Source organism: Ruegeria halocynthiae (genome assembly GCF_000743705.1).
GTDB classification, from domain to species: Bacteria; Pseudomonadota; Alphaproteobacteria; order Rhodobacterales; family Rhodobacteraceae; genus Ruegeria; species Ruegeria halocynthiae_B.
In genome coordinates this window covers 161531-176487 of the sequence record NZ_JQEZ01000003.1, presented here as the reverse complement: position 1 = coordinate 176487, position 14957 = coordinate 161531, and the positions used below count along the sequence as shown (strand labels likewise).

The 14957-nt window shown below is 57.4% G+C and carries 15 protein-coding genes and 1 pseudogene; 7 read left to right on the top strand and 9 right to left on the bottom strand.

The features are described from left to right. Nucleotides 1–47: 47 nt before the first annotated feature. Together JT51_RS11655 and JT51_RS11650 are read left to right on the top strand one after the other, a co-directional pair. The gene (locus JT51_RS11655) at nt 48–968 is read left to right on the top strand and encodes a helix-turn-helix transcriptional regulator (RefSeq protein ID WP_051927516.1); all 921 of its coding nucleotides are present in this window, start codon (nt 48–50) and stop codon (nt 966–968) included. 61 nt (nt 969–1029) lie between these two features. Beyond that, nucleotides 1030–3102, top strand: a complete 2073-nt coding sequence (locus JT51_RS11650) for a 3-hydroxyacyl-CoA dehydrogenase NAD-binding domain-containing protein (RefSeq protein WP_037312645.1) — start codon at nt 1030–1032, stop codon at nt 3100–3102. A 29-nt stretch (nt 3103–3131) separates the two neighbouring features. On the opposite strand, the gene JT51_RS11645 is transcribed toward JT51_RS11650, so the two are convergent. The 9 genes and pseudogenes from JT51_RS11645 to JT51_RS22430 all read right to left on the bottom strand — a co-directional run. Then, nucleotides 3132–4445, bottom strand: coding sequence for a lyase family protein (locus JT51_RS11645; protein WP_037312642.1), 1314 nt, complete (start codon nt 4443–4445; stop codon nt 3132–3134). Between the two features lie 103 nt (nt 4446–4548). After that, nucleotides 4549–5388 carry a 3-keto-5-aminohexanoate cleavage protein gene (locus JT51_RS11640; protein WP_037312639.1) on the bottom strand — a complete coding sequence of 280 codons (840 nt, stop codon included), beginning with the start codon at nt 5386–5388 and terminating at the stop codon, nt 4549–4551. A 39-nt stretch (nt 5389–5427) separates the two neighbouring features. Further along, a complete protein-coding gene (pcaG, locus tag JT51_RS11635) occupies nt 5428–6048 on the bottom strand; it encodes a protocatechuate 3,4-dioxygenase subunit alpha (protein WP_037312636.1) in 621 nt (206 codons plus the stop codon). Further along, nucleotides 6048–6776, bottom strand: a complete 729-nt coding sequence (gene pcaH, locus JT51_RS11630) for a protocatechuate 3,4-dioxygenase subunit beta (protein ID WP_037314098.1) — start codon at nt 6774–6776, stop codon at nt 6048–6050. The genes pcaG and pcaH overlap by 1 nt, the downstream gene beginning before the upstream one ends. 46 nt (nt 6777–6822) lie before the next feature. Continuing rightward, entirely contained in the window at nt 6823–7203 is a 381-nt protein-coding gene (gene pcaC / locus JT51_RS11625) for a 4-carboxymuconolactone decarboxylase (protein WP_037312633.1), read from the bottom strand. Between the two features lie 93 nt (nt 7204–7296). Further along, on the bottom strand, nt 7297–8466 hold the full coding sequence (gene pobA / locus JT51_RS11620; protein WP_037312630.1) for a 4-hydroxybenzoate 3-monooxygenase: 1170 nt from the start codon (nt 8464–8466) through the stop codon (nt 7297–7299). 232 nt (nt 8467–8698) lie between these two features. Continuing rightward, on the bottom strand, nt 8699–9613 hold the full coding sequence (locus JT51_RS11615) for an AEC family transporter (protein ID WP_037314096.1): 915 nt from the start codon (nt 9611–9613) through the stop codon (nt 8699–8701). Nucleotides 9614–9674: 61 nt separating this feature from the next. Then, nucleotides 9675–10409, bottom strand: a complete 735-nt coding sequence (locus JT51_RS11610; protein ID WP_419177309.1) for a LysR substrate-binding domain-containing protein — start codon at nt 10407–10409, stop codon at nt 9675–9677. A gap of 42 nt (nt 10410–10451) precedes the next feature. Then, a pseudogene (locus tag JT51_RS22430) lies at nt 10452–10577 on the bottom strand (LysR family transcriptional regulator); the annotation flags it as partial. 119 nt (nt 10578–10696) lie between these two features. Between JT51_RS22430 and JT51_RS11605 the strand changes: the two are divergent. From JT51_RS11605 to JT51_RS11585, 5 genes are read left to right on the top strand one after another with little or no spacing between them, the layout of a single operon-like run. Continuing rightward, nucleotides 10697–11476, top strand: a complete 780-nt coding sequence (locus tag JT51_RS11605) for a 5-oxoprolinase subunit PxpA (protein WP_037312624.1) — start codon at nt 10697–10699, stop codon at nt 11474–11476. 21 nt (nt 11477–11497) lie between these two features. Continuing rightward, nucleotides 11498–11734: an acetyl-CoA carboxylase gene (locus JT51_RS11600; protein ID WP_037312621.1), complete on the top strand. Its 237-nt coding sequence runs from the start codon at nt 11498–11500 to the stop codon at nt 11732–11734. 4 nt (nt 11735–11738) lie between these two features. Then, complete coding sequence (locus JT51_RS11595; protein ID WP_037312619.1) at nt 11739–13106, top strand: acetyl-CoA carboxylase biotin carboxylase subunit; 1368 nt, start codon at nt 11739–11741, stop codon at nt 13104–13106. Between the two features lie 14 nt (nt 13107–13120). Next, nucleotides 13121–13996 (top strand): 5-oxoprolinase subunit B family protein, encoded by an 876-nt coding sequence (locus JT51_RS11590; protein ID WP_037312616.1) that lies wholly within the window; start codon nt 13121–13123, stop codon nt 13994–13996. Next, entirely contained in the window at nt 13986–14957 is a 972-nt protein-coding gene (locus JT51_RS11585) for a biotin-dependent carboxyltransferase family protein (protein ID WP_037312613.1), read from the top strand. Before JT51_RS11590 ends, JT51_RS11585 begins: the two co-directional genes overlap by 11 nt.

Here is a 14957-nt window from a genome sequence, read left to right as displayed (position 1 = left end):
ATACAGAAAGTATTATGCATTATTATACATGATTGGGATTACAGGAAATGGCCGAGATCACGACATTCGGTGGGGTTGCGACAGAGATCGACACGGAATCCGAGATGGAGCGCACCATATCGGAATTGATGGTGCAGGTCGGTGAGCGGGTGCGCAGCGCGCGCGAGCGCAAGGGGATTTCCCGCCGCATTCTGTCCGAAAGCTCCGGCGTGTCTCAGCGGTATCTGGCGCAGCTTGAGGCTGGAACCGGTAACATCTCAATCGGTCTATTGCTGCGTGTCGCCCATTCACTTGATCACAAGATCGAATGGTTCGTGGGCGAGAATGACCCCTGGAATTCAACCAGCCTGCGTGTTGCAGAACTGTTTTCAAGCGCTGACAAAAAGACCCGCGAACTGGTGTTGCGTGCCCTTGGCCCTGCACCCCACGAATCCGGGCGGGCCGAACGTGTCTGTCTGATCGGGCTGCGCGGGGCTGGAAAATCGACTTTGGGCAAGCTGGCCGCAGAAAAGCTGGATATCCCGTTTCTTGAACTAAACAAGGAAATTGCGCTGTATGGCGGCATGCCGATGGACGAGATTTTGGCGCTTTATGGTCAGGAAGGGTATCGCCGGCTTGAGGCCAGCTCGCTGGACCGCGTTACCGAGAACTACGACCGGGTGATCCTGGCGGTGGCGGGCGGTATCGTGTCCGAGCCAGAGACTTACAACAAACTGTTGTCCCGGTTTCACACCGTTTGGCTCAAAGCCTCACCACAGGAACATATGGACCGCGTGCGGGCGCAGGGGGATGAACGTCCGATGGAAGGCAATGCCGACGCGATGGAGCAGTTGAAATCCATCCTGACCAGCCGCGAGGCGCTGTATGCCCGGGCAGACGTGATGGTGGATACATCTAATCACTCGCTCGAGTATTCTCTGGACGATCTGATCTCCACGTTGGAGTTGCAAAGGTTTTTTGAGTCCTGAAGCGGCCCACTGCATTGCACAATAGCGCACAGTATGCACTATACCGCAAAAGGAGATTCCTATGAGTGTGGATGTCTGGCGCGAAGGTGCCGTGGGCTTTGTAAAGCTGAATAACCCACCGGTGAATGCAATAGGTCTGGATACCCGGAAAGGCCTGATTGATGCGGTGGAATGGGCCGAGGCACAAGACGGGTTGTCGCGCATTGTCCTGCACGGGCTGGACCGCGCTTTTGCTGCCGGAGCGGATGCCAGAGAGTTCGATGCACCCCCCGTCGCGCCTCATTTACCCGACGTTTTGAACCGGATCGAAGCCTGCGACGTGCCGTGGGTTGCGGCGATCACAGGCGTCGCCCTGGGGGGTGGTTGCGAATTGGCGCTGACCTGCCGTTATCGCATTGCAAAACCGGGGGTACAGATCGGCCTACCCGAGGTAACGCTGGGCGTAGTGCCGGGGGCCGGTGGCACACAACGGCTGCCACGTTTGATCGGGCTGAAAGCGGCGCTTGATCTGATCTCTACCGGCAAACCCGTCAGTGCCGAACGCGCCGAGGAACTGGGCCTGATCGATGGTCGGGCAGATGATCCGGTTGAGACGGCACACCATCTGGATCTTGGTACGATCGAACTGTCGCCGCGGGTCGGCAACCTCGAACGGCCCAAACCAAATGAAACTGCTGTAGAACAGGCGCGAACTTTGGTACGCAGTAAATCCACCAATCAAATTGCACCCGCGCGCGCCATTGATCTTGTGACCCTGTCGACCACGACAGATCTACCGGATGGGATGGCGCAAGAGAGGGCGGCTTTCGTAGAACTTCGGCAGGGTGAACAGGCCCGGGCCCTGCGGCACATTTTTTTTGCGGAACGCGGGGCGCGGGTCCCTCGTTCCCTGACGGCAGACCCGGGCGCGTTCGATCATGTCGCCGTCGTTGGCGGCGGAACGATGGGGGCGGGCATCGCCTACGCCTTTCTGAATGCCGGTCTGCGGGTTACATTGCTGGAAACCGATGCCGAAGCCACAGCGCGCGCGCAGGACAACGTTGAGCGGATCATTGCGGCCAGTCTTAAACGCGGCCTGATTTCCGATGGCGGGGCGACGGACCGTCGCCAGCGGCTTGACGTGTCTTTTGATTACGCCAGCGCCAGCGATGCAACACTTGCGGTTGAGGCCGCCTTCGAAAGCATGGATGTCAAGAAATCCGTGTTCACCGCATTGCAAAAGCATTTGCCAAAAAACGCGGTTCTGGCGACCAATACTTCCTATCTGGATGTCAATGAAATCGCCGCAACACTGGATGATCCGTCGCGGGTTGTCGGACTGCATTTCTTTGCGCCCGCACATATCATGAAACTGCTTGAGATCGTTCAGGGCGAAAGGACCAGCGACCGCGCCCTTGCCACAGGGTTCGCCTTGGCCAAACATCTGAAGAAAGTGCCTGTCTTGTCGGGCGTTTGCGACGGCTTTATCGGCAATCGAATTCTGGCCCATTACCGCGAGGTTGCGGATACCGTTCTTCTGGAGGGATCGACCCCATGGGAGATCGATGAGGCGATGGTCGAGTTCGGTTATGCAATGGGGCCGTATGAGACTCAGGATTTATCCGGTCTGGACATCGCCCATGCCAATCGCCGCCGTCTGGACGCCACGCGCGATCCAAACCGGCGATATATCAAAATCGCCGACAGAATGGTCGAGCTTGGGAAACTGGGCAAAAAGACCGGGGCAGGGTGGTATCGATATCCCGGCGGCGCGGGTAAGGTCGAAGACCCCATCGTCGCGGATCTGGCCATTGAAGAGGCGCATTTCGCAAAAATCACCCGCCGTGAATATTCACCGTCTGAAATCCGCGAGCGGTTGATGTGCGCGATGATCAACGAAGCCGTCGGCATTCTGGAGGAAGGCATCGCCGCCTCTGCAAGTGACATCGATCTGGTGACAGTGTTTGGCTATGGTTTCCCGCGTTGGCGTGGTGGCCTGATGCATTATGCAGACCAGATCGGGGCCAAGAATATTCTGGCCACGTTGGAAAAGCTGGCAAAAGAGGACGCGCTTGTGTGGTCGCCGAGACAGGCCATAAGAGATTGTGCCCAAACAGGAACCTCTTTCGCGCAGCACTTTTCAGGTAAGAAGTAAGGCGAACCCCGGCCTGGGGTTCAGCTCATTTACGACTTGTGGTCTGTGTCGGAATTCCGTCTGCGGGCAAAGACACCGTCGGCAACGCGCTGCGATGCCTCGATCACCTTATTCGGGTCAAGCACCTGCGCCCAATCCACATCCGGCGCTACCGCACCAAGTGCCATCGGCAAGGGGTCAGGCTGCGATAAAGCTTGCGCCACAACTTGCGCAGCCTTCTGCCGCCCTAGACGTTCTGCCAGTGCAAATACCGCCGCTTCGGCCATTATTTCCGGGGCGCTTTCTATGCGCTGAGCCATCGTGTTTTTGTTCACCGACAGAGTCTGGATCAACACTTGGCTTTGCGACAGCGCGCGCCCGCAGCAGATGAACAAATCGGGCAACAGTTTCCATTCTAGCGTCCAATGCGGGCCATCCCGCTCTTCGCTGTGAATGCCGGTATCGGTCAACCCCGAGCCATAGATCACTGCCATCCGTGACAGCGCGACTACGGCCTCGGCCGTCACCGGATTGGATTTATGCGGCATCGTAGAAGAGCCGCCGCCCAACCCGCCAAAGGCCTCAGCAACCTCTCCGCGTGACAGCAAGATGAGGTCCGTGGCGATTTTGCCAAGCGCTATGGCGACATCGACCAACCAGTTTGAAAGAGCGCGAATTCCGGTTCTGTCCGTGTGCCACGGCGGGCTTGGCGGCAGATCAAGCTGAGCCGCCAGACGATCCGCAATATCCGGCCCGTGCGGCGCAATTGCGCTCTGATTGCCCGAAGCACCGCCAAACTGCACCCGAAACGCATGTTTGCTGACAGCCTCAATCTCGGATTCTGATCCGATCAGGGGCTGCGCCCATTGCGCGATCCGCAATCCAAATGTCGTTGGTGTTGCCAACTGCCCCCGCGTGCGGGCCGCCATGACCGTGTCAGCGTGTTTGGCGCTTTGGTCCGACAACGCACCGATCAACTGGGACAAGCGGTCACTCAAAACGCGCAGCGCGGCGCGCGAGCATAGCGTCATGGCGTTGTCGATAATATCCTGGCTGGTCGCCCCCCAATGGACCCAATCGGCGTGCGGTTCCCCGACCTCCGCACGCACCAGTTTGACAAGCGCGGGGACCGGAATACCAGTGTCAGCCACGCCCTGAGCCAGAGCACCAGGCGGAAACTCCAGGCGTTCAGCGGCGAGGGTAATTGCCGTCGCAGCCTCATCCGGGATGATCCCCAACCCGGCCTGCGCGCGCGCCAGCGCCGCTTCCACGTCTGCATGCGCCCGCGCGAGGGCCGGGCTGCTGAACAGTGCCTCAAGTTCCGGATCGCCAAACACGGGTTCTGTAAGGAAATTTCTGACCATGCTCTTGCCTTTAATTCGCCCGGACGATTTGGGCGTTTTGAGTTCTATATCACATCCGCAGACTGGCCCACGACCTAATCAAAGCGCGGCCCGGATTGCCGGATCAGGCTGTGATTGCCAGAGGCAACCCGAGAATTTCACGTGCCTGCCGCCAGTTGGCGACAGGGCGTTCATATTGATCACACAGCGCGGTAACCCGCTCGACCAACGCCGCGTTTGAGGGGGCCAGCGTGTTGCGGTCCAGGCGGACGTTATCCTCAAGCCCGGTGCGGCAATGGCCGCCGGTCGCGACGCACCATTCATTCAACGTAAGCTGATGCGGACCGATCCCGGCGGCGCACCATTCGGCATCGGGGCTCAGGCGCTGAACGGTTTTGACGTAATAATCGAACACGTCCCGATCCACCGGCATGGCGTTTTTCACGCCCATGACAAACTGAACATACAGCTTACCCGCGATCCGCCCGTCGCTGTTCATACGGGCGGCCTGATGGATATGGCTCAGATCGAAAACCTCGATTTCCGGTTTCACGCCATAAACCCGCATTTCCGAAGCCAGCCAATCCACCAGATCGGGCGGATTTTCATACACGCGGGTCGGGAAGTTGTTCGAGCCTACGGACAGCGATGCCATATCCGGTGCCAGCGGCAGCATACCCCCGCGTTCGCGGCCCGCGCCGGACCGCCCGCCGGTCGACAATTGCACGATCATGCCGGGGCAATGGGATCGCAGCCCGTCCAGAAGGCGCGCAAACCTGCCGGGATCGGACGAGGGTGTTTCATCATCATTTCGCACATGGCAATGGGCGATGGTGGCCCCGGCCTCAAAGGCCTCGTGCGTGCTTTCGATCTGCTCTGAAACCGTGATGGGGACAGCGGGATTATTGGCCTTGGTGGGCAGCGATCCGGTGATCGCAACACAGATAATGCAAGGTTTTCTCATGGTCTCAGTCTCGCAATACAAGCCGGGTTTCGTTCAACTTCAGATGTCGAAAAAGACAGTTTCGTCCTCGCCCTGAAGCCGAATGTCGAACCGATAGACTTGTTGTCCACCGCTATCTGAACGTGTCGCTATCAGGGTTTTCCGGCGGCGTTCCCATTCGATCAGGTTCATCACCGGGTCCCTGGCATTCGCATCGGCCTCGTCTTCGAAATACAGCCGCGTGTTGAGGCCCAGATTGATGCCCCGTGCAACGATCCAAAGATTAATATGCGGTGCCATCATCCGGCCATCACGCCCCATGACAGGGCCCGGCTTTATCGTTTCAAAGGCCCATTCCCCGGTTTCAAAATCCGTGATGACACGGCCCCAGCCGCGAAAGCCGTCTTCGACCTCGCCCGGATGTTCAGGATGCGCATAAATCCCTGCGGCATTCGCTTGCCACACTTCCAACAAGACATCCTTGACCGGGCTGCCGGTGCCATCAATCACGATCCCCTCGACGCGGATGCGGTCCCCGGCTGCGTTGGGACCGGCGATGTCATGGCCCAGCTCCTGACGGTAGATATCGAACCCCGCAGCACCCGGGGCCAGCCCGATATGGACGTAAGGACCTGCTGTTTGCGAAGGGGTCTCTTTGAGATAGTCCAGTTCTTGCGGCATCAGTTCCCCTCCAGCCGGTTTTCGAACAAGGTTGAACGACGCCCCCGAAGGACAATGTCGAACTTATAGGCAATCGTATCCAGCGGAATGGAGGCGTTGAGGTCGAGCCGCGCAGTCAGCTGTTCAATAGCCCGGGGATCGGGGATCGTGTTCACAATCGGACATTTAGCGATCAGCGGATCGCCCTCAAAATACAACTGGGTGATCAGGCGCTGCGCAAAGCCAGTGCCAAAAACCGAGATATGGATATGCCCGGGCCGCCAGCTGTTGATCCAGTTGCGCCAGGGATAGGCACCCGGTTTGACGGTTCGAAAGTAATAATACCCGTCATCATCGGTCATTGTGCGGCCACACCCGCCAAAGTTGGGATCAATCGGCGCAATATAGGTGTCTTTCTTGTGCCGATACCGCCCGCCCGCATTGGCCTGCCAAACCTCGACCAGCGTATTTGGAACCGGTCGAGCATTTTCATCCAGAACCTTGCCGTGCACGATGATGCGTTCCCCAATCGGCATCTCGCCGGGCTGGGCGTAATTCCGGATCAGGTCGTTATCAATTGGGTCGATATCGTTTTGCCCGAACACAGGCCCGGTGAGTTCTGATGCCGAGTTCTCCAGACTGATCGGGGAATATTGCGGCGCGCGCGTAACCGACGTCTTGTAGTCCCGCGTCAATGCAGGCGGGTGCCATTCGCGGTCGCGCTGATAAAATTTACCTGGCTTTGGCATCATTGGCTCCTCTCAGACGTTGGCAACGCTTGGTTGCTCCCGGCTGTCAGTCTTGGTCTTCCATTTCGGCATAGGTCTGTTTGGCAAGCTTCAACGCATGATTGGCCCGTGGGACACCGGCATAGATGGCCACATGCTGAAACGCCTCAAGCACATCCTGTTTGCTGGCCCCTGTCCGGGCTGTGGCACGGATATGCATCGGGATCTCTTCGAAATTACCCGTCGCGGCCAGCAAGGCCAGGGTCAGCATCGAGCGTTCGCGCAGGCTGATACCGTCACCGGCCCAGACAGACCCCCAGGCCCCTTCGGTTATCAGGGTTTGAAACGGCGCGTCAAAATCCGTCTTGCTCGCTTCGGCGCGGTCGACATGTTCATCCCCCAAGACCTTGCGGCGCATTTTCATCCCTTGATCATATCGTTCAGACATAATTCAGATCCTTCAAAAATGCGGTCAGAAAACCAGCACAAGAACGGAGGGTTTGCGGCAGCAGCGCGAAGTGATCTGGCCGGACGATGTTCATCAATAGGGCAACCCCACATAATTTTGTGCCAGAACCGCCTGTGCCTGCCGGTTCGATCGCAGAAACTCGATCTCTGCCCGTTGCATCTTCAGATCAAATGCATTCTGATCCGGAAAACGGTGCAGCAAGTTGGTCATCCACCAGCTAAAGCGTTCTGCCTTCCAAACGCGGGCCAGCGCCTTTTCACTATATCGGTCAATGCCTTCGCTGTCGCCGGTCTCAAACATCTGTATCAATCCGTGATAGAGGTAATGGATATCGCTTGCCGCCGTGTTCAGCCCCTTGGCACCGGTGGGTGGAACGATATGGGCCGCGTCGCCGCATAGAAACAGACGTCCCCATCGCATCGGCTCTGTCACAAATGAGCGGAGCGGCGCATTGGACTTTTCGATGGAAGGGCCGGTGATCAATTTCTCTGCCTCGGCGCTGGGAAGGCGGTGCTTCAACTCGTCCCAAAAGGCCTCATCCGTCCAATCCTCAGGGCTGTCGGACATCGAACACTGGATGTAATACCGGCTAAGGTTTGCGTTGCGCATCGAGCACAGAGCAAATCCCCGGTCCGAGTTGACATAAATAAGCTCATCATTCACCGGCGGGGTTTCGGACAGGATGCCCAGCCAGCCAAACGGGTAGATCTTTTCATATTCGCGCCGCACCGTGGATGGAATGGTTTTCCGGCTGACGCCGTGAAATCCGTCGCACCCTGCCACATAGTCACAGTCAATACGATGCTCGGTGCCCGCAACCCGATAGGTCACGTATGGCGCGTCAGATTCCGCAGCGTGGATCTGTACATTCTCTGTGTTGAACACAATCTTGCCGCCCATGGCCTCGCGCGCATCGTAAAGATCGCGCGTAACCTCGGTCTGGCCGTAAACGACAACGCTGGTCCCTGTGAGTTCTTTGAAATTGATGTCAAATTTCTCATCAGCGTAAGAGATGATCACACCATCATGCACAAAGCTTTCGGCATCCAGCCGCGCAGATACACCAGCTTCGCGCATCAGCACGACCATGCCGGTTTCCAGAACACCCGCCCGGATACGGCCCAGAACATAGTCACGGGTTTTGCGCTCCAAAACCACCGTGTCGATCCCCTTGCGGTGCAACAGCTGGCTCAGCAGCAAACCCGATGGCCCTCCACCAATGATGGCGACTTGCGTGCGCATGGATGATCTCCGCTTCAACATTGGGCGGATAGTGAAATTATTTTGGGGATAAGTAAAATGAGCTTTTCAATTTGCAAAGCCGGTACCATTCGGAATTTGTTTGCGAAATGGCGTCGAGATCACGCGGTAGCCGCCAGTCCCGATAGGCAGGTTTGTCAATGGATTGTTGAACACGAGGATCGAGACCAAAAAAGCCGAGGAGTTCCCCAGTGGCTCAAAGAATTGTGATCGGCTATCCGATGATCGCAATCACGATCGGTAAAGTAAGCGCGGAAAACGCGGTTCCGAACAAGACGGCCCGTGCGGCAAGTTGGACGCTGATATCTTCTGCCCGGGCCATGACGTAGATGTTGGCTGCTGGGGGCAGGGCACCCATGATTATGGCGGTGGCGATCCAGATCGGGTCGAAATTGGGGAAAATCAGAAAGAAACCGGCCACAAGCAAGGGGTGCACCACAAGTTTGCCTGCCAAACACACCCCCATGGGTAATTCAAGGCGATTGGCTTTGCGGCGCGCCAGGGTGAGGCCCAGAGAAAAAAGCGCTGTTGGCGCAGCGGCATTCCGAAACCCGTCCAAAGGTGTATCGATAAAGCCCGGCAACGTCAGACCGCTGGCGGCAAACGCAAGCGCTGCAAGGGTTGCCAGAATAAACGGGTGTTGAATGACCTTTATCAGTGACTTGCCCAAGCCTTTTACCGTTGGGCCATCGGCGCTGATCATCGCAGGCCAAATGGTAAAGATCAGCAAGACATCGGCGCAAAATATGAAGGCGGCCGGGGCACCTGCGGCAGGGCCCAGGACAGCGACGGTCAAGGTTGGGCCCATATAGCCGATATTCGAATAGCTGGCCGAAAGACCGTAAACCGCAGCAGATTGAGTGGATGTGCTGCTGCGGCCCACACACCACCCAAACAAAAACATCAGGCCGGTCGCCGCCGTTGTCAGCGCCAGAAACCCCATAAGGCTGGATACCCCCGGGGGCAGTTCCCGGACCGATTGAAACAACAGGGCCGGAAGCGCGATGTAGAACACAAAGGCGTCCAGCCATTTCTGCCCTTCGGCCGAATGCCTGAGCAGTTTTTGCGCGGCAATACCTGCGAGAATATAGACGAAAAAGGGCGCGACGAGCCCGAGGCCAACAATCATTGCCGCCATTCGTTACAAGAAACCCAACGGACTGCAAGGCATGTTAGCCATGTTGGCTTGATCAGAAGGCAGGCGTGGGCGACAGGAAAGAGGTGGTGAAGTAATCGCGCAAAACCCGCGCTGCTTCGGAAATCGAAGCCTGTCGTTGAAAGGCCAAACCGACATCCATGGTTGGGATCTCAACGCTGGTTTGCACGGTTTCAATACGCCGCCCCTCCAAAGACCAGGGACGGTAGACCATATCGGACAGGATCGTCACCCCATGTCCGTTTGCCACCATCGAGCGGACGGCCTCAACCGAAGAGGTCCGTAGTTTAACGTTGGGCGTGCAATTGTGGGTGTTCCAGTACTTCATGCTGGTATGCGCGGCCTCATCGACGGTCAGCATGATATACGGCTCACGCGCAATGTCCTGAAGGGTCACTTGGTTTTCATCACACATCGGGTGACCAATCGGGACCCAAAGCCGCCGTGGGGATTTCAGCAGGGTTACTGTTTCGATCGCTGCGTTCTGGATGTTTGAGGTCAGTGCCACCGCCAGATCTATCTGACCGGTCAACAATTGCTGTTCGATGCTTTGGCGGTTCAGTTCGACAATTTGAATATCAAGACCCGGGTACAACTGTGTCAGACGGCCCAGATGGTAGGGCAGGAAGTACCCGATCACCGTATAGGTCGCGGCCAGCCTGATCACCCCTGATACGTCGGAGTCGCGTTGGTCCAGAACGCGTGCGGCATCAATCCTTTCCAGAATGTCGCGGGCCGATTGCAAGAATTGCTGCCCGGCTTCGGTCATTTGCATTCCCTGTGCGCGGCGGATGAACAGGGTTGCGCCAAGAATGGCCTCCAGTTCGCGGATGGCACTGGTGACGGCGGATTGTGAGATCGACAGCAGCTTGGCCGCGCGGCTGACTTGCCCGGTTTCTGCTGTGGCAACGAAGTATTTCAGATGTTTGAAATTCACGGCACGACCGCCCTTAAGATTATCAATAATTTTGATAACGCATGACCCAAAAAAAGAAATACCAATTTTTGTGAAATCACCAATGATTGCGCTGCGGTCTGCAACAAAGGAGATGGCGGATGCGAGAGGTCGTCGACCTGAATTGCGATATGGGTGAGGGTTTTGGCCACTGGGTGCTGGGTGATGCGCCCGAAGACAAGATCATGGAAATCATCAGTAGCGCCAATATTGCGGCCGGTTTTCATGCTGGTGACGCGAATTCCATCGACCGCGTGGTCAAGCTGGCCAAGATCCACGGTGTCGGGCTGGGCGCGCATCCCGGTTACGCGGATTTGAAGGGCTTTGGCCGCCGGTACATCAGAACAGAGCCTGCCGAACTGATCAACGATGTCATCTATCAGGTCGGTGCTATTCGTGAATTTGGCCGCCGGTATGGCGTGGCTTTGCAGCACATCAAATTGCATGGTGCGCTTTATATGGAGGCGGCAGAGAACGAAGATCTGTCTCAGTTTCTGGTCGATACATTGCGGGTCACCAGCCCGGATGCGCTGTTGTTTTGCATGGGCATTTCCAAGACTTACGCCGCCGCAAAGCGCGCTGGACACCCGGTTATCCAAGAGTTCTTTGCGGATCGCGATTATGACAATAGCGGGTCAATCGTATTTGCCCGACAGGTAGGGCGGCCCGACCCGGAAAAGATCGCGGCAAAATGCGTCAAGGCATGCAAGACCGGGACAGTGACCACGGTAGAAGGCGACCAGCTTCAGATCGACTTTGAGTCGATCTGCTTTCATTCCGACACGCCGGGTGCGTTGGAGATGGGACGCGCCATTCGCAAGGGCCTGACCGACAACGGAATTCGGATCGCAACCGCCGACGAAATCGCGGCGACGCTTTAATCGACATGCAGGAGAATACTGATGGCAGAGATAAAATCGCCCGTGCCCGGAACGTTCTATACCCAGGCCACGCCGGATGCGCCTGTCTACAAGACCAAAGGCGATGCAGTGGCTGTGGGCGATGTGATCGGACTGGTCGAAGTCATGAAAACGTTCATCGAGATTAAATCGGACGTCGCCGGGACGTTCGCGGGATATTCCGTAGAAAACGAAGCGGCGGTGATGGCCGGTCAAACACTGGCGCAATTGGACGGTTGATCTCATGACCATCAAGCGCTTGTTCATCGCAAATCGGGGTGAGATCGCCGTACGCGTTATCCGCGCCGCTCAGGGATTGGGTATTCACACAATTCAAGCCTATTCCGAAGCCGATGCAGATATGCTGGCGGTTCGCATGGCGGATGAAGCGGTCTGTGTCGGACCCGCGCAAGCGGCGCAATCCTATCTGAATATCCAGGCTTTGTTGCGGGCGGCACAGGACCGCGACGCAGACGCGGTGCATCCCGGGTATGGTTTTCTTGCGGAAAATGCGGATTTTGTGCGCGCCATCGAGGACGCAGGCCTGAACTTTGTCGGCCCATCCGCCAGCACAATCGATCGCATGGGCGACAAAGTCTCCGCGCGCGAGGCCGCGCAGGCCGCTGGTGTACCGGTCGTGCCAGGTTCAAAAGGGCGTATCGGGTCGCCCGAGGCCGCTTTGGGTATCGCAGCCAAGATCGGCTATCCCGTGATGATCAAAGCCTCGGCAGGTGGTGGGGGCAAAGGTATTCGCGTTGCACAAAATGCCGATGAACTGGCGCAGCTGGCACCGCAGGCGCAGGCCGAGGCAAAGGCGGCCTTTGGCGATGGCGGTTTGTATCTGGAACGCGCCATCCGGTCACCGCGACATATCGAGGTTCAGATTCTGGGGGACGGCACCGACGCGGTGCATTGTTTTGAACGTGAATGCTCGATGCAGCGCCGCCGCCAGAAAGTTTGGGAAGAGGCCGGGGCCGTGTGTCTGGATGATGCGACCCGCGACAGGCTGTGCGCATCCGCGGTCGCCTTGGCCAAGGCCGTCAACTATGTGGGCGCTGGAACGCTGGAATACCTGTATGACAGCGCAACAAAAGAGTACTTCTTTATCGAAATGAACACCCGTATTCAGGTCGAACATCCTGTGACAGAAATGATCACAGGTGTTGATCTGGTGCAGGAGATGATCCGGGTCTCGGGCGGGGAAAAGCTGTCGGTCACGCAGGATCAGATCGCGCGCAACGGGCATGCGATCGAAGTGCGCATCAACGCCGAGGACCCCGCGCTGCAATTCATGCCGTTTCCCGGTCAGGTCGGCCAAATGCACTTGCCTGCAGGTGATGGCATCCGGTTCGATCACTTTCTGTACGAAGGCTATCAGATTCCGCCATTTTATGACTCGCTGCTGGGCAAGCTCATCGTCCACGGCAAGACACGTCCCGATGCCATCGCAAAACTGGCGGCAGCCTTGGATGTGCTGTCCATCGAAGGATTGAAAACAACTGTTCCCCTGCATCAAGCGCTGGTCGCCGACGCCAGTGTGCTGGCCGACGAGTTTCACACGCAATGGCTCGAACCCTGGTTGGATGCGGGCAATCTGACAGCGACACCGTAACAAGGAGACGCACAGTGAAAACACGCTATACCTATGGGGGTGACGAGCACATCTATGTCGAAATGGATGATGAGATGTCGCTGGATGCCTTCTTCAAATCCCTGTCGATGAGCAACGCCGTGCGGGACGCGAAGATCGATGGGGTGACCGAAATCTGCCCTGCCAATGCGTCGTTTCAGGTGAAATACGATCCCGATGTGATCAGCCCGGCCCAGATGATGGAGCAGATAAAAAACCTGGAACACAAGGCAGAAGACGCCGACAAGCGCCTGAAGACCCGCATAATCGAAATCCCTGTTTTTTATCAGGACCCTTGGACACATGAAACGGTGATGCGGTTTCGTGAGCGCCATCAGGATCCGAACGGAACCGATCTGGACTATGCCGCGCGGATCAACGGGTTTGACAGCGTCGATGCGTTCATCGAAGCCCACCATGCCCAGCCGTGGTTTGTTTCAATGGTTGGCTTTGTTGCGGGATTGCCCTTTCTGTATCAACTGGTCGAACGGGACAAGCAGTTGCAGGTGCCGAAATACCTGCGACCCCGAACCGATACGCCCAAGCAGACCGTCGGATATGGCGGCTGCTTTTCGTGCATCTATTCGGTCAGGGGGGCAGGGGGGTACCAGATGTTCGGTATCACGCCGATGACCATCTTCGATCCCACGCAGAAGGTCAGTTATTTGCGCGACTTCATGGTCTTTTTCAAACCCGGTGACATCGTCAAATGGAAACCGATCGACCGGGCAGAATACGACCGCATCTTGGCCGAAGTCGAAGCGGGCACATATGCGCCACGCATTGCCGAGGTCGATTTCGATCTTGATGCATTCAATGCCGACATGGCCGGAACCAACGCCAAGCTGATGGAGGCTCTCAATGACGCTTAAGATACTCTCTCCCGGCTTATCGACATCTATTCAGGATCTGGGACGCCCGGGGTTTTTCCATTTGGGCATTCCGATTGGCGGTGCCATGGATCGGTTTGCACTGCGATGCGCCAACATGCTGGTGGGCAACCCCGAAGGTGCCGCCGGGCTCGAAGTTGTTTTCATGGGCCCCGAGATCGAGTTTGGTCGTGATGCGCTGGTGGCCGTCACCGGCGCCGAGTTGCCGCCGAAGGTCGATGGCGAACCGCAACCGACATGGACCGCGTTTCCCGTCAAAAAGGGCCAGAAACTTGGGTTTGATTTTCTCAAGTCCGGCGCGCGCGCCTATATCGCTGTCAGCGGCGGCATTGATACGCCGCCCGCGCTTGGCAGCCGGTCCACCTATCCGATCGGTGCGTTGGGCGGTATCGATGGGCGCGCCGTGCAAGCCGGGGATATGGTACCGATTGGTGAAGCCGACGCGATCGAGCCAGGCTTCAGCGTGCCTGAAAGTTTACGCCGTGGCATCGGCACCCCTGCCGAGCTGCGCGTTTTGCCGGGCCTGTACTGGCACCGCCTGACCAAAGAGGCGCAGGCAGGTTTCTTTGCGGATGACTGGTCCGTCGCGCCTGAGGCGGATCGCATGGGTTATCGTTTCAAAGGTGGCAAGCCATTGGAATTTGTCGACCGCACACAGCCTTTTGGCGCGGGTGCCGATCCATCCAATATTGTTGACGGGTGCTACTCCTACGGCTCGATCCAGGTGCCCGGCGGGCTGGAACCGATTGTGCTGCATCGCGATGCCGTGTCTGGCGGCGGGTATTTTACGCTGGGCGCGATCATCTCAGCGGACATGGACCTGATCGGGCAGTTGCAACCGCATACACCTGTGAAGTTCAGGCAGGTCGACATGGATCAGGCATTGGAGGCACGTCACGCACGGAAAAATATGCTACGGGATGTTCGCGCCCATCTGGGTTAG

Coding starts and splice junctions, on each gene's coding strand:
- JT51_RS11640 (WP_037312639.1), bottom strand. CDS start 5,388: ATGAGAAAACCTTGCATTATCTGTGTTGCGATCACCGGATCGCTGCCC.
- pcaH (WP_037314098.1), bottom strand. CDS start 6,776: ATGCCAAAGCCAGGTAAATTTTATCAGCGCGACCGCGAATGGCACCCG.
- JT51_RS11610 (WP_419177309.1), bottom strand. CDS start 10,409: ATGACCGAAGCCGGGCAGCAATTCTTGCAATCGGCCCGCGACATTCTG.
- pcaG (WP_037312636.1), bottom strand. CDS start 6,048: ATGCCGCAAGAACTGGACTATCTCAAAGAGACCCCTTCGCAAACAGCA.
- JT51_RS11595 (WP_037312619.1), top strand. CDS start 11,739: ATGACCATCAAGCGCTTGTTCATCGCAAATCGGGGTGAGATCGCCGTA.
- pcaC (WP_037312633.1), bottom strand. CDS start 7,203: ATGTCTGAACGATATGATCAAGGGATGAAAATGCGCCGCAAGGTCTTG.
- JT51_RS11615 (WP_037314096.1), bottom strand. CDS start 9,613: ATGATTGTTGGCCTCGGGCTCGTCGCGCCCTTTTTCGTCTATATTCTC.
- JT51_RS11650 (WP_037312645.1), top strand. CDS start 1,030: ATGAGTGTGGATGTCTGGCGCGAAGGTGCCGTGGGCTTTGTAAAGCTG.
- JT51_RS11585 (WP_037312613.1), top strand. CDS start 13,986: ATGACGCTTAAGATACTCTCTCCCGGCTTATCGACATCTATTCAGGAT.
- JT51_RS11605 (WP_037312624.1), top strand. CDS start 10,697: ATGCGAGAGGTCGTCGACCTGAATTGCGATATGGGTGAGGGTTTTGGC.
- JT51_RS11655 (WP_051927516.1), top strand. CDS start 48: ATGGCCGAGATCACGACATTCGGTGGGGTTGCGACAGAGATCGACACG.
- JT51_RS11645 (WP_037312642.1), bottom strand. CDS start 4,445: ATGGTCAGAAATTTCCTTACAGAACCCGTGTTTGGCGATCCGGAACTT.
- pobA (WP_037312630.1), bottom strand. CDS start 8,466: ATGCGCACGCAAGTCGCCATCATTGGTGGAGGGCCATCGGGTTTGCTG.
- JT51_RS11600 (WP_037312621.1), top strand. CDS start 11,498: ATGGCAGAGATAAAATCGCCCGTGCCCGGAACGTTCTATACCCAGGCC.